Source organism: Nostoc sp. CCY0012 (genome assembly GCF_963920855.1).
Classification (GTDB): Bacteria; Cyanobacteriota; Cyanobacteriia; order Cyanobacteriales; family Nostocaceae; genus Cyanocohniella.
On the sequence record NZ_CAWUDM010000033.1, the window covers coordinates 1 to 23,796 of the forward strand.

Annotated in this window: 15 protein-coding genes; 4 read left to right on the top strand and 11 right to left on the bottom strand. The window is 43.0% G+C overall.

Translation table 11 applies throughout. The annotated features are described in order from the left end of the window. Nucleotides 1-42: 42 nt before the first annotated feature. Together ACM0OS_RS11630 and petL are read right to left on the bottom strand one after the other, a co-directional pair. Nucleotides 43-1,410, bottom strand: a complete 1,368-nt coding sequence (locus tag ACM0OS_RS11630; RefSeq protein WP_414543344.1) for an NAD-dependent succinate-semialdehyde dehydrogenase — start codon at nt 1,408-1,410, stop codon at nt 43-45. Nucleotides 1,411-1,632: 222 nt separating this feature from the next. Continuing rightward, nucleotides 1,633-1,728: a cytochrome b6-f complex subunit PetL gene (gene petL / locus ACM0OS_RS11635; RefSeq protein WP_414543345.1), complete on the bottom strand. Its 96-nt coding sequence runs from the start codon at nt 1,726-1,728 to the stop codon at nt 1,633-1,635. Nucleotides 1,729-1,928: 200 nt separating this feature from the next. On the opposite strand from petL, the gene aroB reads away from it, so the two are divergent. The 4 genes from aroB to ACM0OS_RS11655 all read left to right on the top strand — a co-directional run bounded on the left by aroB (nt 1,929) and on the right by ACM0OS_RS11655 (nt 5,350). Then, nucleotides 1,929-3,026 carry a 3-dehydroquinate synthase gene (gene aroB, locus ACM0OS_RS11640; RefSeq protein ID WP_414543346.1) on the top strand — a complete coding sequence of 366 codons (1,098 nt, stop codon included), beginning with the start codon at nt 1,929-1,931 and terminating at the stop codon, nt 3,024-3,026. A 265-nt stretch (nt 3,027-3,291) separates the two neighbouring features. Further along, on the top strand, nt 3,292-4,359 hold the full coding sequence (gene namA / locus ACM0OS_RS11645) for an NADPH dehydrogenase NamA (protein ID WP_414543347.1): 1,068 nt from the start codon (nt 3,292-3,294) through the stop codon (nt 4,357-4,359). Between the two features lie 156 nt (nt 4,360-4,515). Continuing rightward, nucleotides 4,516-4,734, top strand: a complete 219-nt coding sequence (gene psb35 / locus ACM0OS_RS11650; protein WP_414543348.1) for a photosystem II assembly protein Psb35 — start codon at nt 4,516-4,518, stop codon at nt 4,732-4,734. Between the two features lie 313 nt (nt 4,735-5,047). Beyond that, nucleotides 5,048-5,350, top strand: coding sequence for a hypothetical protein (locus ACM0OS_RS11655; protein WP_414542875.1), 303 nt, complete (start codon nt 5,048-5,050; stop codon nt 5,348-5,350). A gap of 174 nt (nt 5,351-5,524) precedes the next feature. On the opposite strand, the gene ACM0OS_RS11660 is transcribed toward ACM0OS_RS11655, so the two are convergent. From ACM0OS_RS11660 to ACM0OS_RS11700, 9 genes are all read right to left on the bottom strand, one after another. Then, a complete protein-coding gene (locus ACM0OS_RS11660; protein WP_414543349.1) occupies nt 5,525-5,947 on the bottom strand; it encodes a TerB family tellurite resistance protein in 423 nt (140 codons plus the stop codon). 58 nt (nt 5,948-6,005) lie between these two features. Further along, entirely contained in the window at nt 6,006-7,355 is a 1,350-nt protein-coding gene (locus tag ACM0OS_RS11665) for a 16S rRNA (cytosine(967)-C(5))-methyltransferase (protein WP_414543350.1), read from the bottom strand. 141 nt (nt 7,356-7,496) lie between these two features. Beyond that, nucleotides 7,497-9,089, bottom strand: coding sequence for an HlyD family efflux transporter periplasmic adaptor subunit (locus ACM0OS_RS11670; protein WP_414543351.1), 1,593 nt, complete (start codon nt 9,087-9,089; stop codon nt 7,497-7,499). A gap of 36 nt (nt 9,090-9,125) precedes the next feature. Beyond that, nucleotides 9,126-12,119 (bottom strand): peptidase domain-containing ABC transporter, encoded by a 2,994-nt coding sequence (locus ACM0OS_RS11675; RefSeq protein ID WP_414543352.1) that lies wholly within the window; start codon nt 12,117-12,119, stop codon nt 9,126-9,128. Nucleotides 12,120-12,178: 59 nt separating this feature from the next. Next, a complete protein-coding gene (locus ACM0OS_RS11680) occupies nt 12,179-12,925 on the bottom strand; it encodes a peptidylprolyl isomerase (protein WP_414543390.1) in 747 nt (248 codons plus the stop codon). A 478-nt stretch (nt 12,926-13,403) separates the two neighbouring features. Beyond that, nucleotides 13,404-13,589 (bottom strand): hypothetical protein, encoded by a 186-nt coding sequence (locus ACM0OS_RS11685; protein ID WP_414543353.1) that lies wholly within the window; start codon nt 13,587-13,589, stop codon nt 13,404-13,406. 91 nt (nt 13,590-13,680) lie between these two features. Continuing rightward, entirely contained in the window at nt 13,681-14,013 is a 333-nt protein-coding gene (locus ACM0OS_RS11690) for a DUF5615 family PIN-like protein (RefSeq protein ID WP_414543354.1), read from the bottom strand. Further along, on the bottom strand, nt 14,010-14,234 hold the full coding sequence (locus tag ACM0OS_RS11695; RefSeq protein WP_193908933.1) for a DUF433 domain-containing protein: 225 nt from the start codon (nt 14,232-14,234) through the stop codon (nt 14,010-14,012). Before ACM0OS_RS11695 ends, ACM0OS_RS11690 begins: the two co-directional genes overlap by 4 nt. Before the next feature lie 201 nt (nt 14,235-14,435). Then, nucleotides 14,436-23,762, bottom strand: a complete 9,327-nt coding sequence (locus ACM0OS_RS11700; RefSeq protein WP_414543355.1) for a phytase — start codon at nt 23,760-23,762, stop codon at nt 14,436-14,438. Nucleotides 23,763-23,796 lie beyond the last annotated feature (34 nt).

The following is a 23,796-nucleotide window of genomic DNA, read 5'->3' on the forward strand; positions in this document are numbered from 1 at the left end:
CTCCCCATCTCCCCATCTCCCCATCCCCCCATCTCTTCCGCATTACTTCACCCAAACAGTTTTCACATTGACAAACTCATGTATGCCTTGAATACTCAGTTCTCTGCCGTATCCAGAACGTTTGATGCCACCAAAGGGTAGGCGGGGGTCAGATTTAACCATGCTGTTGATAAATACAGCACCGGCTTCGATTTCTGTTGTTAGGCGATCGCATTCTTGGTTATTGGTTGTCCAAGCACTAGCACCTAAACCAAATGGTGTAGCATTGGCAAGTTCAATAGCTGCATCAATATCCGGTACGCGGAATAATAATGCTACCGGGCCAAAAAATTCTTCTTGGGCAATTGGTTTGTCTAGGGGTATATCTGTGATGATCGTCGGTGGATAAAAGTTTCCTGGGCCATCGCTTAAAGGTTTTCCACCAGTGAGAACTTTACCGCCACTATTAACGGCGCTTTGTACTTGTTGGTGTAAATCTTGCAAAATATCAGAGGTTGCCAGTGGCCCTAAATCAATGTCTGGTTGCATAGGATCGCCGACTTTCAGCGCCAAAAATTTATCTAAAAGCAATTTTTCAAATTTGTCTGCGATCGCCTCAGCAATAATAAAGCGTTTCGCTGCTATACATGATTGCCCGTTATTTAACATCCGTGCTGTAGTCGCGGCGACAACTGCCGTCTCTATATCAGCACTTGGTAACACAATAAATGGGTCACTTCCTCCCAATTCCAAAACGGTTTTTTTAAGTTGTTTACCGGCGGCGGCGGCTAGAGAAGCACCGGCGGGTTCACTTCCAGTTAAGGTAGCGGCTTTTACTCGGTCATCGGCCATTAAATCAGCAACTTGAGCTGCACCAATTAACAGAGTTTGAAATGCACCTTGGGGAAAACCTGCACGATGCAGAATATCTTCAATTGCCAAAGCGCACTGCGGCACATTAGAAGCGTGTTTGAGTAAACCCACATTTCCTGCCATCAGCGCAGGTGCAGCGAACCGAAATACTTGCCAGAAAGGGAAATTCCACGGCATCACCGCGAGAATTGCCCCCAAAGGTTGGTAGCGCACAAAACTATGGCTGGCATCGGTTTTTACATCGACATCAGCCAAAAAACTAGGTGCGTATTCAGCGTAGTAGTTACAAACTAAGGCGCATTTTTCGACTTCTGCGATCGCAGCTTTGTAAGGCTTACCCATTTCCAGGGTCATTGTCTTAGCAAAGTCCGCTTTTTCTTGCTGTAATATAGTCGCAGCTTGTTTTAGCCATTGCGATCGCTCCGAAAAACTGGTCTTGCGGTAATTTGGAAAAACCCGACCTGCCAAATCAAGTTTAGCCGCAATTTCTGAATCATTAAGTGGCTCAAAAATTTTGAGCGTCTCCCCAGTGGCAGGATTAATACTGGCGATAGCCATTGCCTGACCTCCCGTGAAAAAATAGCTTGAGGTAGCTTCCTAGTGTTACACAGATCAATTGCGGACGCTACCATCCAAATTCTAGACTTTTGCTCAAAGTTAGGGAGAAGTTAGGGAGTGGGGAGTAGGGAGTGGGGAGTGGGGAATTAGGAAATAAATCGACATATTAATAGGGGTGCAAAACTTTACACCCCTACTTAAAACAGAACTGAGAAAGCTAAATTAAATCAGCTTAACGGCACGCAGACCAAATAGCAGACCTACAGCGACACCCATAAACAAACCCAAGAAGCCAATATAAGCTATTACTCCAAACATTGATTTTTCTCCATACTTCACTACATATATTGAATCATGGTCATTAGATTAAAGGGAACAGGGCAATAGGCAATGACACAGCCAAAAATATTTCCCCTCTGCACCCTGCACCCTGCCCCCCTGCCTCTTCTTCCCCCCCTACTCCCCACTCGTCAGATTGCGATAGAATACGACCCACGGCGCTTGTTGGGGTTTGGGATATGACTTCTGTAATTAATGTAAATCTACCGCAGCAGTCCTATGAGATTGCGATCGCACTTGGCAATTTAGATCAACTCGGTCAAAAGATGGCTGGTTTGCAGCTGGGTAAGAAGGTATTGGTGGTTTCTAATCCCACTATTTTTAAGCATTATGGGGAAAGAGCGATCGCATCGCTGGAATCTGCGGGATTTGTTGTATCTAGCTATTGTCTACCGGCTGGGGAACGCTATAAAACTCTCAACTCTATCCAGAAACTCTACGATATTGCCTTAGAAAACCGCCTAGAACGTTCTTCGACAATGGTGGCGTTGGGAGGAGGTGTGATTGGTGATATGACTGGCTTTGCTGCTGCTACCTGGCTACGGGGGATTAATGTTGTGCAAGTGCCTACCACTCTGTTAGCAATGGTAGACTCGGCAATTGGCGGCAAAACTGGCGTGAATCATCCCCACGGAAAAAATCTCATTGGTGCCTTTCATCAGCCGCGGTTGGTGTTAATTGACCCAGAGGTTTTGAAAACCTTACCCATGCGGGAATTTCGCGCAGGTATGGCAGAAGTAATTAAGTATGGTGTGAATTGGGATGCTGAATTATTTGCCCAAATGGAAGCGAGTAAACATCTCAATCAACTTCGTTATATTAAACCAGAACTAATTGACTACATATTAACGCGTTCTTGTCAAGCTAAAGCCGAAGTAGTCAGCAAAGACGAGAAAGAAGCCGGACTACGGGCGATTCTCAATTATGGACACACCATTGGTCATGCAGTGGAAAGCCTGACTGGTTATCGTTTACTGACACATGGTGAAGGAGTGGCTATTGGGATGGTGGCGGCTGGACAAATAGCTGTAGAACTGGGAATGTGGCAAAAAGAAGATAGCGATCGTCAAGATGCTTTAATTGAAAAAGCTGGTTTACCGACAAAGTTACCAGAAGGCGTTGATATTGAGGCGATTATTGAGGCACTGCAACTAGATAAGAAAGTCAAAGCCGGTAAGGTGAGGTTTGTTTTGCCAACACAAATTGGTGTAGTGACTGTGACTGATGAAGTACCCTCAGATACTATCAGGCAAGTCTTACAAAGAATGCAAGGCTAAACTACGCCTACTAGATGGGCTTTGCTCAAGTGGAGCGACTGCGGGCGAAAATCCAACTACAGCAGAAGGAAAGATTTTAAGATTCCATTTTCAGGGAATACGAGAAAATAAGTTATCCCCTCTTGTGAATGTCATGGGTAATTAGCAAGCAAAATGCCCGCACCACAAGAAATTTTGGGATATTTTTTGATTTGCCAGGTTCGTAATCCAGCTTGTAAATCCATCTCAGATTTATTTGACTTTGCAAGAGAAGGAATTAATCCCAATGGCACACTTGTTTGAAGCATTCACGATTCGTGAAGTTACCTTTCGCAACCGCATCGCTGTTTCACCCATGTGTCAATATTCCAGTACAGATGGATATGCTAACGACTGGCATTTGGTTCATCTGGCTTCGCGGGCTGTTGGTGGTGCTGGTTTAGTCATCACAGAAGCTGCGGCTGTAGAACCACGAGGACGCATTACTCCCCAAGATTTAGGTATTTGGTCAGACGCACACATAGAAACTTTAGCCAAAATCGTGTCGCTAATTCATCAATTTGGTAGTGTTGCAGGAATTCAACTGGCCCATGCAGGGAGAAAAGCCAGCACAGCCAAACCGAGTAAGGGAGGAAAAGTGTTGAATGAATCTCAAGAAGGTTGGCGGCCTGTGGTTTCTAGTAGTGCGATCGCCTTCAGTAAAGAAAGTCCAGTACCCCAAGCCTTAAGTATTGCCGAAATTCAACAAGTTATTCAAGCCTTTGTTCAAGCTACCAAACGTTCCTTACAAGCAGGTTTTAAAGTCATTGAGATTCATGCAGCTCATGGCTATCTCATACATCAGTTTCTTTCACCCCTGGCTAACCATCGTCAAGATGATTACGGCGGTAGCTTTGCCAACCGGATTCGTCTATTAATAGAAATTGTGGAGCAAGTACGAGAAGTATGGCCCCAAAAATACCCTTTATTTGTCCGCATCTCTGCTACTGATTGGGTAGATAAAGGATGGAACATTGAGGAAAGTATAGCTTTAAGCAAGCAACTCAAGTTACTGGGTGTAGATTTAATTGATAGCTCCTCCGGAGGGATTATACCAGGCATCAATATCCCAGTGAAACTCGGTTATCAAACTCAGTTTGCCGAACGTATTCGCCAGGAAGCAAATATTCCTACAGGCGCAGTGGGTTTAATTAAATCTCCAGAACAAGCTGACCAAATTATTAGCTCAGGAGTAGCCGATTTAGTTTTATTAGGGCGTGAATTACTCCGCAATCCTTACTGGCCACACCAAGCAGCCAAACAACTAGGACACGATAAAATTTGGCCAATTCAATATGACCGAGCTTGGCTTTAATAGTAACAACCAAGTTTCTCTGCTGTTTAAATTAGGTGTTCTTATTCCTGATCTCCTCTAAATATCAACAACTAGTTCAAACTTGGGGTGGATGTAAGTGATACGCTCTTTTTATAGTGTCTTAAGTAGTGTTGGTTAAATTAGGAGAATATACTCATGAATTTATTAATGCAAACAGCAACAGGAGAAGCCTCCCATTTTCCTTTAGCTTTTACTTTGGTGTATGTAGTTGGTTTTATTGCTGCTGTCACCATTGGTTCCATCGCTTGGTACAACTCTAAACGTCCCGCTGGTTGGGAAAGCAAAGAGCGTCCTGACTTTGTACCTAAAGTAGACAAAGAAGAAACCCCCGGTGTGGGTGAACCAAAGTCCTAAGGAATATGAATTAAATAATATGCAAGTCTAGTTTTTGACCTCACCCCGCCTTTGACTTGCGTCAAAGTCTCCCCTCTCCTTGGTAAGGAGAGGGGTTGGGGGTGAGGTTCTGTATTTTATTAAATCCACATTCCTAATTGTTGGAGTTTAGACTAAACGGGCAACAAACCCAGAAAAATAGAGGGTGTGCTTGAACACAGACCCCCTATTAGCAGAACCTGAGAGAAGAACGACCAACTCTCATCTGCCAATATGAAACGTGCCTTATTAGAAGAATTTCGTCAAGCAGCGTACAGATATCTAGGTAGAGCGCATGACGCAACTTTTGAACTGTGACCTGATGCCTCTAATGACTTGGGAATTGTGGTTAGCCCGTGATATCGTTGCGGATAACCCTCTCCCTTGGCAAAAGTCCCTGGATAAATTGACCCCTGGAAGAGTCGCCCAAGCTATGGGAGGAGTTTTTGCGGCGATTGGTACTCCAGCCCAACCACCCAAACCTCGCGGAAAGTCTCCAGGCTGGAAGGCTGATCAACCACGTAAACGTAGAATTCGCTATCCCATAGTTAAAAAAACTACAACGAAGCCCCGCAAAGAGCAATCAAAATCTGCTTAGTACTATAGATTTTCATATCTGAACTCTGTTTCTTTTCAACTCAGCGTTGCTGAGTCTTTTCTTGCTGCCTAGTCTAAACTCCAGTAATTGGTTTTGAGTCGAATTACCAGACGCTATTTATCGCGTCTGGTCAACTTATTAATTATCTCCACTATCTGGGAGTGCAACTAAATATTAATTTTGCACCTCAACCCAGCGACGATAAAGCTTTTGAATTTGTTTGAGCAAAGCCTGATAAGCAGGTTGCGGAGAATCATTAAGTTTTGTTATTTCCTGTAATTTGGTCAGAAGTCGTGCTTCTTCTACAGCCACTTCCCCATCGCTATAAATCAAGCCACTAATGGCTTCAATGAGATTTTCACAATCTTCCAGACTGGGGCGATCGCCTAAATAGTCTTGCACCCAGTTATAACATTCTTGCGGTTGCACAGGAACGAGTTCATACAGCCAAGGCTTAATTTCTGGATCGGTAGCCAAACCTTTTGCTTGAGCTATTTCCCGCAGATATTGCCGTTCTTCTGGCTGGATTTTGCCATCGATCCAGGCAGCTCCAATCAGGATTTTAACTAAATTTTTCACATGAGAATCAGTAACCATCGCTGCCTCCTCCGGTAGATTCGGGGCCTCCACAAAATAGTACAATCCCAAACAGTATTCATTCGGAATCGTTGGTTTTTCTTAAGCGCACCATGAAAAAGCCATCCATATGTTGTCGATGAGGCCAGACTTTAAGCCAGCCTTGGGGTGTGGAATCGGCAAAATAAGGGGAATCCATGCTGGGAGCCTCAATTTGCCAATGGGGATGATTAGCTAAGAAAGCAGAAATCACACCTTCATTTTCGGCTGGATGCAGGGTACAGGTAGCATAAACCAGTACACCACCGAATTTGACAAATTTAGATGTTTGTGCTAATAGTTCTGATTGCAATATTGAAAGTTGCTGGACAGATTCTGGTGTTTGTCGCCAGCGCGCATCAGCGTGACGGTGCAAAGTTCCCAAACCAGAGCATGGTGCATCTAGTAAGACGCGATCGCCTGTATGATGAAATTGCGGTAAATTGCGGCTATCACCCGTGTAAATTTGAATAGATTGTAAATGTAGCCGTTGAGCATTTTCTTTGAGTTTACGCAATCGGGAAGGAGTGCGATCGCCAGCCCAGATTGTTCCTGTATCGCCCATCAACTCAGCAATATGAGTTGTTTTCCCCCCTGGTGCAGCACAAGCATCAATTATCTCCTCACCCGGTTGGGGGTCGAGTAAATGACTCACAAGTTGGGCGCTACTATCTTGTACAGACCACCAGCCCTCACTGAAACCGGGGAGATTTTGGATTGCACCGACACTACCAATTAATCGTAAAGCTTGGGGTAAATTAGGAATCCGCTTCACCAACACACCAGCCGCATCAAAAGCCGTCTCCACCTCCTCAATTGTCGTCAGCAGCGGATTAATTCGCAGGTCAATTGTCGGTGTTTGGTTCATCCAATCACACAGTAGTTCTGTCTCCGCCAAACCCAATTCATCGAACCACACCTGAATAATCCAATCAGGGAAACTGTGTAAAATTCCCAAACGTTCCACCGGATTTTCTGGTAGTAATAAAGGCTCTGGTGATTTGTCCGCCAGACGGATATATTGCCGTAATAGACCATTGACGAACCCCGTCAAACCAGAAAAGCCATTTTCCTTAGCCAGTTGGACAGTGGTATTCACAGCCGCCGAAGCCGGAATCCGTTCTTGATAACGCAGTTGGTATAAACCCAGATGTAGAATGCTGCGGAGGTCTTTAGGTTGTTGGTGAGATTTCTTGGTGGCCAGTTGATCTATCAAAGCGTCAAGGGTACGTTGCCTTCTGACACTGCCATATACTAATTCTGTCAACAAACGGCGGTCATTACCTGGTAAATTAACCTTTTGTAGCACTCGGTCTAAAGCGACATCAGCATAAGCCCCTTTGTGAACATCTCGCAAAGCGACAACAGCTATTTGACGGGGGTTTGTCATCGAAAAATTTAAATCAGGGATGGGCAATATTTACCATTATCGCTTTATCGCTAGCTCTTGTTTGAGGACTAAAGTCCTCACTACAAACCTTTAATTATTTACCAGCCAGTGCGTTGGGGAGACAGCGCCGTGACACCATAGCTAACGTACCTCTTTCAAACTGTCTACTTGCTTGGTAAACATCTCAGTGAATAAACTCATAACTGTACGTTCTTCACGTATCTTAATATTGGCAACAATTGACATTCCTGACTGCAAAGAGATATTTCTTCCCTGAATATCTAGGTGTTGTTTATCCAAACTAATGGTAGCGGGGAAGCGATAAAACTTATGTGTTTCATCTGGTGGTAATGCGTCTGAGCCGATGCTGATTACTTGTCCTTTAATATCTCCAAATTGGCTAAAAGGAAAAGAATCAATTCTCACATCAGTTTTCATACCTTCACGAACAAAACCAATATCTTTATTGGTAATAAATACTTCAGCAATGAATTTATCGTGGGGGACAATTTGTAGCAGTTTTTGACTAGAGTTGGCCACAAATCCACTATGTCTGGCTTGTAAATCAAATATCACTCCCGCCACAGGAGCATGAATTTCTTGATATTGTAAATTCAATTGAGCTTGAGAAATTTTACTATTTAAATCTGCTAAATTTTGCTCGTTGTTCAGCACAATTTTCATAAATTGGCTATCAATTTCGGCAATACGTCTTTTATTATCAGATATCCTTTCTAAGATATTTTTACCGGAAACAGCCACTGTATTTTTTAATTCCTGCTGTCCTTTTTCAATATCCAATTGTAGACGCTGATGTTCTTCATCTAATTGTGCTATTTCGGCCGCGAGATTTTGTACCTGTTGTTGCTGATTAAGATATTGAAGTTGAGAAATACCACCTTCTTCAGCTAAAACGGTGAGTTTATCTAAAATGTGCTGCTGAATAGCTAAACTCGCTTTGGTATCATTACTTTTTACCTGGGCTTGAGCCAGTTGTTTTTTGGTTTTTTCTACTTCTAACTGAGCCGCAGCAGACCGAGAATCTAATTCATTTTTAGCTATTTGCAGACGTTGTTGTTCGTCAATTCCTAAATTTAAAGCTTGATTAGAGTTTTTTAATTCGGCACGTAACAATTCATTTTCTTGAATTAATGCCGTTCTACTTCTTAAAAGAAAGCTGGCATCTGGTGGTAATTGATTTGCCAAAAATCTCACTTCTGATGCTGTAGTAGAATTATCTGCCATGATTCGCCGATAAATCTGGTTTTCTTCACTTAATGCGGCGCGAATTTTGTTTAAGGAATCTAGTTGAGCATTGCTAGCAACGGTTTCAAATGTTAGCAACAAATCTCCCGGTTGGACTTGTTGACCATCTTTAACGTGAATTGTTTTCACAACTCCACTAACTGGTGCTTGAACTTCTTTGATTGTTCCTTCGGGCTTTAATTGACCAGTAGCCGGGACAACTTGCTCAATTTTCGCAAAACAAGCCCAAGTAATGCCAAAACAAGCCAAGCCAACTAAGGTCATCATAATTGTGCGTGACCAAATGGGAGATTGGCGGAGTACAACTGATTGATCAAAATTAGTATAGTTAGCACGATTGAAAGAGGCTGGAGAAGTTTTGGCAGCAGATGACAGTGTTTGTGCATCTACTGTTGTGATTTTTTGATCATGCTTACCGTTACCGTTACCGTTATGGCCATTGCGGCTATTGCCATTAAGTAGAGTCATAATAATTGATGTTAGGGATAAAAAATTACGTATCAGTTACAAACTAACTTCTTGTTGTTGATACAGATAAAAATAATGACCTTTGGCAGCCATTAATTCTTGATGACTTCCTTGTTCTATGACTCTGCCACCATCCATGACAACAATCATATCTGCATGGCTGACAGTGTTGAGTCGGTGGGTAATAAAGAAGACTGTATTGCCTTGAAAACCTTTAGCTAAGTTCAAACAAACTTGTCTTTCTGTAGGATAGTCTAAGGCGCTGGTGGCTTCGTCCAAAACTAATAACTTTGGTCGTTGTAAAACAGAACGGGCGATGGCAATTCTTTGTCTTTGTCCACCTGAAAGCGCTGCACCCCGTTCTCCTACCCTAGTATTGTAGCCGTTGGGTAAGGACATAATAAACTCGTGAGCCGCCGCAATACGAGCAGCTTCGATAATTTCGTCGGTGGTAGCGTCAGGATTTGTCAGGGCAATATTTTCCTGAACAGTACCGTCAAATAATAAGGTTTCTTGGGGAACTACACCCACCTGTCGCCGCAGCGAATATAGTTCAACTTTGGCAATATCGTAACCATCAATTAAAATTCTGCCTGACTCGACTTCGTAAAGTCTCAGCAGTAACTTCATCATGGTACTTTTACCTGATCCACTTTGTCCCACAATGCCAATAAATTTTCCAGGAGCAAAATCCAGGTTGACATTAGAAAGTTGCAAGGGGCCACTAGCAGCAAATCTAAAGGAAACATTGTCAAACTTAACTGCGCCGTCAATTGCAGGTAAGGGAATATTTTGACGGTCAATTTCTGCTTCTTGTGGTGTATCGACAATATCGCTTAAACGTTCTAACGATAAAGCTGTTTCTTGGAAGCTTTGCCAAAGTTGTGCCAAGCGTAATATGGGACTAGTAACGTAACCGGAAATAATTCTAAAGGCAATCAATTCACCTAAAGTTAGTTCTCCTTGCAGTACTAAATAAGAACCCAGCCACAAAACTAACAAACTACTGAGTTTATTCAAAAAGTTACTTGTAGAGTTAGCCAGGGTGGAAGTAATCACGGTTTTAAAACCAGCCGCTACATACCGAGAATAACGCTCTTGCCAGGAAAAACGCGATTGCAGTTCAATATTTTGCGCTTTTACTGTTTGAATACCCGACATCACTTCAACTAAATATGATTGAGTATGGGAATTACGTTCGGCTTTGGTTCGTAATTGTTTGCTAATAGTTGGAGAAGCAATTAAGGTAATAACAACAAATATAGGAATTGTGCCTAAACCTACTAAAGTTAGCTGCCAACTATAAAACAGCATGACAACAATATAGATTACCGAAAATACTGCATCTAATACTACTGTTAAGGCAGTACCAGTCAGAAACTGACGGATATTTTCTAATTCGTTGATGCGAGTAGCCAATTCACCCACTGGTCGGCGTTCAAAATATCGCAGTGGCAGACGTAGTAAGTGGTCGATAATTTTTGACCCCAAACTCATATCAATGCGGTTGGTGGTATCAACAAACAAGTAAGTTCGTAATGTAGTCAGTAAAGCTTCAAATATACCTACTGCTAATAGCAAAACTCCTAAAACATTCAGAGTACTAATGCTATTTTGGACGATAACTTTATCAATAATTAACTGAATGACTAGGGGGTTAGCTAGCTGGGCTAACTGCACAAAAAACGAAGCGATAAAAACTTCTATTAAAACTCGGCGATGCTGGGATAGATAGGGAACAAACCATTGGATACCAAAGCGTTCTTGTGGTGTTTCTTTGGTAGTGTTTAGTAATAATACCTTGATTTGTGGCGGCAGATTATTTTCATCAACATCTAATCGAGCAACAAATTCCCCTGGTTTACAGCGAATAATTCCTTGGGATGGAACGCCGGCAACAATAGTATGAGCATCGGCTGCATATAAAACTGCATAACTATCACCATAGTGAATGAGTGCCGGTGTAGGAATGCGTGTGATAGCCGCAGCAGGTAAATCTACTAACTGAGTTTTGAGTCCGATTAACTCTCCTATATAAGCACAAGCGGGGAAAGATATAGTACCCTGGCGTTTAATTTGCTCATTTAATATGCGTCGAACTACCTCTCGCCGAAAGGGAATTTGCAGATGTTTTGCTACCATTTGCAAACAAGCAAAGGTTGAGTTTACTTCCCCTTTCCCACGAAAAAATGGGTAGTTTTGATGTTTATATTGGTTTTTTGGTGTGGGACTTTCGGAGGGAAAAACTTCTGTCTCAGATGCGTAGGGAATCTCTAACTCATCTGTAAAAGTTGTTTGATGATTTACAGCAGGCGGCTCTGGCTGAGTATCTAAAAAGCATAAATCTGCTGGAGATAAACCAAGCAAACGAGCAGGCTTTGTACCCTTAACCTCAAACGATTCACCCAATATTAAACGAGAACCAGGGGCAAAATTTTTGACTGTACCACCGCCACTAACAAACCAAATACTTTGATTATCCAGTTGATTATATGAGGTGATGCCTGGATTGAGGTAATGTATTTTGGCGTTTAATAAAGCTTGTTCAGTCAGTTCTTTCAAGTTATTGATGGTATTAGCTTGTTTTTGAATGTGAGAACTCAAAACATCAAAAACTTCCATCAAATGACTATGGTTGAGGCGTGCATTGGCGAACTCTGGATAAGCAACCAACAGGCGGAGATATTCAGTTTGATTTATGCTTAAACATATCACTTCGGTAGAAGCGATCGCAGTTTCACAGGCAACATCCCGTAATACACTGATTTCGCCAATAATTTCCCCTGGTTGCAGCAATTTTAAGGTATTGGGTATTTGCGTTTGGGGGTCATATCCCAATAACCGCACTTTTCCTTCATAAAGAATGGTTATGTGTTCGGGGAGTTTATCTTTGCCAATGATTTTTTGACCTATACGGTAGCGCCAAGCTTGCAATTGTTTAGATAAATTAGTTATTTCAGCAGTTGGTAGATGCTCAAATCCCTCTAGGTTGGCAATAAATTCTTGAAAGGAACTTGTAATATAAGTCATTCCCTGATTGGTAGATATAAAGTTAGATTTATTTGTGAGTTATTTCAAACTTAATATGCTTATACAGTTGCATATTCTAGATATTTAATTTGGCAATTCTGCTCGGAAATTTGTGCTTGTAGCCAACTATTAAAACGTTCATTGAGTAAACGTTGACGTAGGGCATTATCCAACTGTGTTAGCAGCAATTTTTCGAGGCGGACAATGACTATCCAGTTTTCTAATTGAGTTGGTGGTAACAGTTGCTGTGGCTGGCTGCTAGCCAATATTCTGCCTAAAACGGGATGGATGGATTGTAATTCCACCGGGCCGACTAAACCATTTGTTTGTGCTTCTGGCCCTTGAGAATATTCTCTGGCTAATTCAGCAAAGGATTGTTCCCCAGCTTGCAGACGGAAATAGATTTCTTGAGCAATGCCAATGTCAGTAGTTCTAATGAGAGAATAAACAACACGCTCTAATTGGGGTTTACGCTGTAAAAAGTAAGCATCTAAATCTTCACCCCAAGTGAGTTGCTTGAATTTTTCGATTTTAAATTGGCGAATAGCGATCGCGTCAAATTCCTCTGCACTCACATTATTCTGCTCCAGCCAACGCTGATGCATCTCACTAGAAGTGATTTGATATTGTTGCGCTAACTGTTCACAAGCAAATTTCTCTTCTTGTGGCGTACATTGAATTGGTGCGATCGCTTGGTCTAGCACTACCTCTTTGATTAACATCGGCAGCATTTGGTATTTTGCCAGCAATGGTAAAACTTCTGTAGCCGTCAGCTGGCGATCGCCTACTTGCAGGACTGGCATCATATTACTTGTAGTTTGTATTGCCACGATAGTTATTTCTCTCAAGAAGATAGGGTAATTTTTTTGAAAAAAGATTATGGATTGGTTAAATTTAGGAAGTTGTATGTTATTTTATTTTTTGCATTTAATATCACATACTATTTTTTTTTATACTCGGTTTACGTAATTATAAATGAACATCTTCAACTTTTTGGCTGATTGTTCTTGATAATTTTTTCGCAATCCAGACTAAAATTTATTGATTTTATATTTATGTTTGCCAATTTATCTCTGTGATTATACTTAGAATAATCACAATTTTCACTATAAATAAACAAAATATAACAATCCTTAATTATTAAAGATACTAACGGTGATACTAGTAAATACCACAAATAGTCAGCAATAATTTACACAGCAATAAAATGAGGACTAGTAGATCAGGCGATCGCACTTGCGGCGTTCCAGTGCAGCGACTTGTTAGCACTCGTCACTAACAATCTCAAGCTTTTGAAGCATTACGGATACGTTGCTGAAAACGGGCAACAATCTCAGGGGTTAGTTCTTCTTCTGGCTGAACCATTTCTCGTTTATCCAAGACTGCCTTCACCTCAGACGGTGATGCTTGTCCCAACTCTTCTAGTAAAGCTTGAAAAGCTTGCTGCTGTATAATATCAGGAGTTCGCATTGGCGCAATACATAACTATGGTAATGAGCATTATGGTTCCACATTGTTGATCAAAATGAGTCAAGGTCTAACATTATGTGGCGGCTCCACGCTACGTCAACATCAAAAGACTTTCCATTTCGCTACTTTCAAATTGAATGAGCGTGTCCAAATTATCTCTCAAGATTTTAATAATTTTTGATGTTGGGCAATTACCAACCCGTAGATAAATAAACTTGGGTGGATAACTGTAAAGTAAACTGCGCTGGTGAAAGTCAGAATCTTTGGAAACAAGCACAAATCCATTTGTTTTTGCAAATTCCCAGATTACAGCATCATCCGTGTTGATCAGTCCTAATGTCTTGATATGCTCAGAATTTGGATATAGATCGACAATTCTATGAATAATTCGGTCTGATAGGTTTTCATCCAACAGCAGTTTCACAGCGATGCCACAAATAACTTTTTCTCACGATCAGCTGCAAACGCAAGACAAGCTTTGATGTCTTCCGAAGTGAGTTCAGAAAAGTCTTCCAGAATTTCTGCCTCGGTCATCCCACCTGCTAAATATTCTAAAATATCGTACACTGTAATCCGCATTCCTCGAATACACGGCTTGCCACTGCGCTTTCCAGGCTCAATAGTGATAATGTGTTGATAGTCCATAAAAGTGGCATGAAAGAGAATTATTGCTTACATTATACCGGGAAGTTTTGCTGCTGAAAGACCGAGAATATTGCTAAATCTGATATGGCTTTTGATTTTGTCAATGCTGGCTGGAGATTGCTCTACCCACCTCAAAAAAAAATCAGAGCCACACCATCATAGGTATTGACTCTGATTACTATTTATCCAGTCAACTGTAGATTAAGCAACAGTCAAATTAACTCGGACAATCATGTCGTTGTAATCTTTATTTCGATTATTTTGGAAATCTTCAAAGCCAAAGACATTATTGCCTAACAAAGTAATGTGGTCTGCCTGTGTAGAATTAGCGCCTAAGAAGGGGAAGTAGACAGGCTGATCATTAATTGTGGCTGGAGTGCCATTAGCAATGATGAATGGTGCAAATAATGAACCTGGTTCTAAGGTGGCTGTGTAAGTTGATGTGCGGCGGTTATTGGTTGTTAAATCAACACTAGGGATACGCGCATTCACCGCAGCTTGGGTATAACCATTTTCACCAGGAAGGATATCTGCGTTGCCGTCGTCGTTGATGTCGATACCGCCATTTTCATCAGTGACTCGATAGAAACTGACGTAGTTGTTGGCGGATGCTTCTCGGTTGACGATAAATTCGGCTTGAACTGATTGTGTGATATTGCGTAAGTCGATTAATTCGGATTGTGATCCACCTTGTAAATTTGTACCTACAGGTAATGTTTGCTCAGTTGCTTGAATTTTTACCTCTAAATCTTGGAAGGTGGAATTTCTTTGCGATCGCACTTGCCAAGCTAAAGAAAATTCGTTGTTGCCTAAATCAGTAACTCTTTGAGTTGCAGCATCGGCAAATAGTACGTCGTCAATGGAAACAACTCCCGCCCGGACTTCATCGGTTGTACCATTGGGGACTACATAAAATCTCAAGTTATCACCAGAGTTAAACTCTAGTAAGCGGGTAATGTTATCTCTGCTAAAGCCACTAGGTAATCTATGAACCGCCGAGAAAATTGCTTGGGCGCGTTCTAAAGCAGCTTCAGCATATCCGGCTTCTCCTGGGGCAATACCATTGATAGTACCTGCGGCATCATCTACTGTAAATACACCCAGTTCATTCACTTGATTTGGTCTGGTGCTGGTGAGGCTGACTTGCAGTTGTGTGGTGTCACTTGTACCGCGAATTGTAAAGGTGTTGTTTTCAGGGTTACTTACTAGTGGCACATCGTTGTCGGCAATGGTGACAGTAGCAATAGTAGATAAACCTAAGTCATAGTCAGCTTCATCTACAAGTTTGAGAATGACGGTTTCATCACCTTCTACCAAATCATCGTCTACTGGGACGACCTCGATATCTGCGAAGGTTTGACCAGCAAGGATAGTAGCAACGCCAGTCAAATTGTTGTAATCAACGCCATTTGTCGCTGTACCTTCGATGGTGTAGTTCACCGTCAGGGATTGGCTGGTGTTACCTACGCGGGAAATGCGGAAGACTCCCGGCTGATTTCCTGCTTCTGCTGCGTCGGGAACCTTAGCCGCAATACTGACTACGGGAGTACCTAAATTCAGTGGCTTATCTAAGCCTAAAAGAATGATTTCGTTGTTGTCTATTTGAGGTGGTCTGCCGACTGAGAAGGGATAGTTATTATCGTTAGTTAGTAGGAGTGTGTTTTCGTCTATGACTACCACAGCTTCAATGGTAACGAAGGGGAAGGTAAACTTAGTGTTGCCATCTTGATTCAAATCATTGGGGTCACTGATATTCAGTAAATCAACGATTTCTTCTTTGGGAACAAAACCATTGGCATCTTTTTGTGATAAGTCAATTTTGAATACCTTCTTGAACTGCGCGTCGGGGCCTTGACGTCCATCACGTTCAATTACCAGATATTCATTTTCGTTGACTACCGTTAACGCACCGATGGCATGATTAGATTCTTCCATGCGATAGTAGCCGGCTAAACCTTGATATTCCTTGGATTCGGCATCAAATTCGTAAATGCGTAAGGAATTTGGTGGATCGCCTAAAACAGTACCTTCCAGCATGGGATAAATGGTTTTCTTATCCAAACTAATAGCCATGCCTTCAAATCCGCGAGAACCTCCCAAGTTGGAAAACACTGGGTCACCGATGAATTGTTGCAGGACTAGGCTATTGGTACCAGGAAAATCGCTAAAGAAACCATCAACACCTAACTCAAGAAATTGTTCATATTCTGCTTTGGGGTCGCCTTCATAGTTGGGTGCGAGGAAGACATCTTCATCACGGAAGGTGTAAGGATGTAAGAGTAAGCCAGCTGCATGGGCATCTTCTACCAAGGTTGTGGGTTCTTGGAGTACTCCACCTGCACCAGCCGGAACAATTAGGCGCTTATTGGGGCCAATACCTGTTGCGTAGGTGGCGATCGCAGCTAGTTCTGTGGGTTTGGTTAAGTCGCCATAGGTACGGGGGTCACCACTAACAGTAAAGTCATAAGGTCTGCCGTTAGCACCACCTAGTAACTGAATTAAGGGGATATCAATTCCCGCTGCTGGCATGATGAACTGTTTCAGTTCCTGGAGATTACCCACCTCGAAGGACTGAATAAATGTCCGGTTGGGGTCAGTGAACTCCTTGGCTACCAAGGTATCAACAATCATCTGACCTAAATTCATGTTGATGGGTGAACCATCTAAAAGTGCGCCTTCACTGGCGAAGAAGGTGGGATGTTTAGTTTCGGGATAAATGCCAATTATCCGCCCGGTTTCGGCTTCTACCTGCTTGACCAAATCAATGATTTCTTCTAGAGTGGGAACTTTCAGCCCATCATTATTGAAGTTGGTTCCCCGCAATTCTGGTAAACGTTCAATAGAGTTGAGAGTTTTTATTTCTTCTAGGGTGAAGTCTTCGCTAAACCAACCTCTGATAGTGCGACCATCAATGACTTTGGTGGTAAAACGGTCAGCAAATTCTTGACGTTCATTAACATCAGTGCTAGTGTCTGTTCTGTTTACCGAACCATCTTCATTGAGAATTGCCAAGGCATTTTCGTGACGGGCGATTAAATATCCATCTTTGGTGGGTACTAAATCAGGTTCAATGAAATCTGCACCATCGGCGATCGCTAGTTTGTATGCTTCTAAGGTGTGTTCTGGACGTGAACCGCTAGCCCCGCGATGCCCAATTACTAAAGGTGCAGAACCATCCAAGGTGGCAAATTCAGGGGGTAGTAAAGCTGGGTTATCAGGGGAAATGACCAACTCACCAGTTAATTGGTCGCGGACTTGGTTTCCTGTACCGGGGAAGTCTGTAAAGTAGCCATCAATACCTAAATTGATGAATTGTATGTATTCTAAGGCTGGATTGTTGTTGTAGTCGGCGGCTAGAAAACTTTCTTCGTTGCGGAAAGTATAAGGATGTACCACCAAGCCTGAGGCGTGGGCATCTTGTACTAAACTTGTGGGTGCAGTCAGGGTTTTATCGGCATCGTTGACAACGCCGTCACCATTGACATCATCAGCTTGACCATCACCATTTAAATCCACACCCTCAACGGAAACAATCATCCGCTTCCAGGGGCCAATACCTGCTGCGTAGCTGGCAATTTCTTGTAAACCTTCTGGTGTCCGCAGGTCAGCATAGGTGCGGGTATCGCCACTGACAACGAAATCATAAGGTTGAGTTTCAATCAGTGAACCATCGAGATTGATACCACCAGCATCCAATAATTGAACCAGAGGAATGTCTGTAAGTTCGCTGAGTTTCTGGAGGTTAGCAACTTCAAAGGATTGGATATAAATCCTTGAAGGATCGGTGAATCCAGTTTTTTCTAAAGTTTCTAGTAATGGTTCTTCCAGTGAAAGACCAAGTTCATCGTGGAAAGTGGGGTGTTTCGTTTCTGGGTAAATGCCGATTTTCTTGCCTGTATGGGCTTCGATGTCCTGAACTAGCTGAATGATTTCTTCAAAAGTAGGAATTTCGTACAGACCGTTAAACGCTTGCGTCCGGAAGTCTTGCGGCATCACCGCCCGGATAGTTTTGATTTCCTCTAGGGTGAAGTCAGAAACAAAGAAACCTTCTTCGGCTACGCCATCAATGATTTTCGTGGTGAAGCGATCGCTAAATTCTGGACGTGAGGCTACATCAGTGGTATTGATAATATTGGGTTCATGACGGGCAATTAATACACCATCTTTCGTCGCTACCAAATCAGGCTCGATAAAATCAGCACCTCGTTCAATTGCGAGTTTATACGCTCCTAAAGTATGTTCTGGTAGTTCTCCACTGGCTCCCCGGTGTCCGATGACAATGGGGGCTTTGCCATCAAGAGTATTTAAAGTTACATAATTTGGTGTATCGATGGGAGCTTCTATGAGCTTACCAGTGGCATCAAAATGTAACAAGTAAGGGCCAAACTCCTCGCCAATCCAGAACGTACCATCTTCTGCCACTACTAAAGATTCAACATCAAAGTCTGAACCTGTTAACAAACGCTCAGAAGTATTTTCGTTGATAATCTCAAAGGGAATCTTCTTGTCTGGGTCAGATAGTTGCACAAAATCCAACACATTGACAGTAGCATCACCACCCTCAGCACTGCGGAAGTTGGGGTCAACACGATAAATCCGCAGTAAATAATCAGGACTATTAGCTTTGCTACCAAACCCATTGTCAGATAAGAACCACAAGGAATTGTCATCAGCAACCTGAACGGCACTAAATCCTTGAATTGGCTGTTTGGCAAAGGGTACATTGCGTCCATTAGTATTACCTGTAATGGCACTACCCGATGGTGGCCCTTCGGCAAAGGTATCGGCGGGGAGGGAAGCAAAACCTACGAGTGTTACTTGAGGGGTAACGGGTAGGTTATTAGGTAATTCGATGATGCCGAGTTTTGTAGGAATTGGCGTCGGAGAAAAATCAATAGTGATCGAACCGTCAGGATTGTTGGTACTGCCTACGAGATTAAAGTCATTATCATTCAGCACAGCCAAAACGTTAGGCGCAACCAAGGCCAAACCTTCTGGTTTATCAACTCCTGTGTAGCCCAGGTCAGAAGCATTGGCAATTAAGCTCTTGCTCACAGGTACGATATTGGCAGTAGCTAAATCGTCAATTGTTAGCTGTTCGATAGTCTTACCTGCTGGCAATCCTGTTAAGTTTGCTGGGTTATTGATGTTGGTCGCCCCTGCCAAATCAATTGTAAACAGCAGTTTGTTAGAATCGGCATCGCGGCTACTGTCTCGCTCAATTAAAGCAAATTTGCCATTACCTAGTGCAACTGCATCACCAATTTTGTCAGTTCCCGGTAGTCCGGAGAGAACATACAAATACTCACCTGTCACTTGCTTAGTAAGGGTGTCAAACTCCAAAATTCGCAGGTTTTGAGCGCTCCGGGAAACTGTATCTTCCTCATCATCTGGGTTATCAATGGGACTTTGAATGAAGGCATACAGTTTGCTGCCTTCCAAAGCAATAGCCTCAAAGCCTCGATTAGCACGCCGTTGAGCGTAAACCTCTGGTAAAACAGGCGTGCCAAAAAAGATACCGCCATTTTGGGTAGAATCTGTGGCATCACCTTGAGGGATAAATCGATCAAGCAGCTTACCGTTGCTATCAAAGTGATAAATTGCTGGACGGTACTCATCTACCATCCAAAAGTCGCCATTAGCAGTGACTACAATACCTTCTAAGTCAGCGCCCAAAGGATCGAGAGCTTGCACATTATCATTAAGATCAACTGCAACTTCATCAGTATAGGCAGTACCTTGTACTCCTGCTTGGAGGTTGGGGAGTCCAGTTAACGGCGTTGTTCCATCCTGGCGAAATAAGCCAGTTCTCTTGGTAATAGTAATTTTGCCTGTGGACTGATTAAGTTCAAAACTGACAATTTCTGGCTGGAAATCAGGTAAGGGAAAGACCTTGCCACCAGATACACTGTTGTCACCATTGGGGCCGCGGTCTGTGTGGGTGACGAACTTCAAGTTGCCATTGTCTGCAACTCCTTGGAAGTACAACCCAGAAAAACCTCCCAATAAAATATCTTGATCAGTGGAGGTGGTTCCTAATACTGGTAGGTTGTCAAATTCGTAGATAGATAGTTTGGGTTGTGTCATGGGATTTCGGGGATTGTAACTAGTGGTATCAATGTCGAGTGGATTGGGAAAAGCATTAGCAATGTTTTCCCAAGGCACAAACTTAAAGTTGGTGTTGACGTTTTCTAGTTCGCCGTCATCTTCAACTAATTTGGCTGGGTCGTTACTACCATCCTGGGTAACAAATAGGCCATAGGGGAAGTTAGCACCCAAGGGGACGTTAATGACATCTGCACCGTCTGACTCTTGCACGCTGTCAATGGCACCATTACTACCAACGGCAAAGCGTCCTAAGTATTCGTTATTACCTTGGCGGTTATAGACGGCAAAAGTGTTATCACCTTGACTGGATGCTAGGAGGTAGCCTGTACCATTGGCACCGTAGTAGATGGTCAGTCCTTCTACATCAGCGGTGAGATTGCTACCACCCAAAGCTTTCACTCGATCAATAAGTGTGCCTGTGGGTTCACCGTCGGGTTCTGCTTGGAACTTCCAAATACCAACATTTTCCTGGCCGATGTAGAGGAAGCCGGTTTCTTGGTCTACCACCATACCCTCGGTTTGCGGGTCAAATCCTGTTGTGGTGGGGATGGTGAACTCCCGGACTCTTTCCACCCCAATTTTGCCGTTACCTTGATCAATCAGTTGGAACTGTGCCACTTCTCCAGTTTCGGCACGATTGGCGAAGACATAGTAATCATTGGTGATGGGGCTGCGGTACATGGCTAGCCCGTAAGCACTACGTTCGTCTGTTGAGTAAGGGGGGCTAAAGGGTGCAGATTGAAACAAAGTACCCAGATTAACATCAGTGATGTTTTCTAAGTATTCTCCCAGTGTTGTGGGCTGGGGATTAATTTGGAAAAATACCAGTGTATCGTTTTGGCGATCGCTTGCTACAGCAATATCAACAGATTCCCCACCTAATTGAAAGCCATATTGTAAGTCAACGTTGTTGTAGCGGATGCCACCAGGGTTGATTTCTTGTAATAAATTTCCGCCTAAGTTGTAAACTCGTAATCCTCCATGTTTCACGGCTGTGAGGATTAAACTATCGGCAGAGTTGTGGGGATTAACGTAAATGGCGGGATCATCGGCATCAGGACGCTGATCTATTGGTAATGCGGGGTTATCCAATAAGTCGGGACGAGTTTGGACTGTGGGTGCAACTGTGGGGATGAGGTCTGCACTCAAAGTAAGAATTTGGGTGAATTGTGCCTGATTAAAGTTGTTATCACTCACCAAGACAATGGATTGACGACCATCTTCTAGTGTGGGGCCAAAAGCTAAACCTTCGATGTTATCTAATCCAGTCTCTAGATTTAAATCATCGAGATTTAACAACAACCGTTTTTGGGCGGGTTGAATAGCGGCTAATTGTTCCTCACTTAAATCATTCAGGGAATCGTAGAAGCTAATATCAGTTGCACCTTGCAAACTAATTTCGTAGATTTTGATAGTGTTACCCACACCCACAGCAAAAGAGCGTTCTAATGCTAATAAAGTGCCGCGGTTATCGATGGCGAGTAAGTCTACTAAACCATTGTCACTAAAGCCAGTTGCCGGTATGGGTGGTACAGCCACCGGGTCTGTGATGTAGAGATATTCCTTTTCTGGCTGACTGGACAACAAGTTGTATTGTAAAATCCGAGAAGGGCTACTGCTACTCACCGAAGCGCGATCGCCATCTTGAATCAAGGCGTTTTCGGTAGCAGTGTATAGAGTTTTTTGGTCTGGTGTGATGGTCAGACTTTCAAAAGCCAAATTATTCCGTACCCCAAAAATTTGGGTATCGCCAGCATCGATCATGCCGTTACCATTGGTGTCTTCAATGACTGGTAAAAACTTGCTGGGTACAGGTAAAGCGCGGATTTTCTCGCCTGTTAAAGAGAACTCTTTAATGAAGGGGTCACTGATACGACCTGCATTAATATTGGCTTCACCTTCCGAGGAAACAAAAATTGTGCCATCTTGAGTTAAAGCAATACCTTCAGGGTCAATAGTTAAGGCTGCAAAGAAGTTACCATCAGCATCTTGCAGAGGAGTCACATCAGTAAACGTCACCCCAGATGTTTCAGGATCTAAAGTAAAAGTATAGAAACGGGCAGGGCCATTTTGCGAGCGATCGTCTGAAATAGAGTAGTAAAGATTATTCGCCGCATCATAAGTTACACCAGACAATCCCCCCATTGGTGTGGCTACACCGTTTACCGTTCCTGCTGCACCAGGGGGAATAAAGCCTGTGGTAAAGGTAGTTTGTCCTGCAAATTTGACTTCCCGGAGAGTTTTACCGCCTGCTGTTGGGCCAGCCTGCACATCTACCCACACTAAACGATGGTCAGAACTAGGGAAGGGAAAAGTCCCGACTAAGGAGAAATTGGGGTCAGTGTTTACAGGCCAGAAAACGCCTGAGTTGCTAATTTGTAAATCAGCACCAGGTAACACATAGTCAGCCCGCAAATTACCAGGGTTAGTATCAGCAAAATCCGCAGTATCAAAAGCCGGGTTGCCTTGATGGAGAAGGTTAGCACCTCCTTGTAAATCCGACTGCTGCACACCACCAGCACTGCTGGGGATGAAATTAGTATTAACGTCGGGATTCTGTAGTAACTGAAGTATGGCATGATCAAAACTATCACCATCAAAAGGATCGGCGTTCTGGTCACCCATAATCACAAAGCGGGAACCAGGGTTTAAACCACCGAGTTGACCTAGATCATCATAGATATAATCGCCTTGTTCTGGTGTAATGTAGTCTACCCAAAAGCGGATTTCATCATGGTTACGTTTACCGTTGCGGTCTTCTGGCCCATCAAATACCGGGGGTGTGGGATGGCTAGCCAAGACGTGAATGATTTCTCCGTTGACTTGAATTGGTATATCCCAATGACTTTTAGAAGATAGACGTAATATTTTTTGTTCTTCAGGTGAATACCAAGGAGTATCAGAATCAGGCAGGGCGATCGCAGATAATAAAGAATCTGGCATATCCTTCCAGAGAAAGTTTTGGAAGGTACGGACATTCTCGGTGTCAATGGGATATTTGGATAGTAATAACATCCCGAATTGACCGGGGTAATCTCCAAATCCCAAGGCATCATTACCGTATCCTGATGCGCCTGGGGTGGTAACGACAACGCCATTATTATCTAAATCAAACCCAGAGGGAATACCTGTGTTGGAGGGTGCAATATAAAAGTAAGGATATTCTACGGGAGTGACACCGTTTTGACTCACAGCTAGGTAGTTTTCTAGGAATAATTGAACAGCTTGGGTGGGATTTTCCTCAAAGTAATCAAACTCATTGATGAGTAGGACATCTGGGTTATGGCGCTGAATGATTTCTGCAACAGCTTGGGCTTGAAGATTATTAGGGGTAGATAAATCACTCACCAACTGGCCATCAGCGTTGCGGTTGAGGGAAGCATTGAATTGGGAAAAGCGAATTGTACTGGTAGTGACCATTAGTTAATTGTGGTAGATGAGAGTGCCTGCCAAT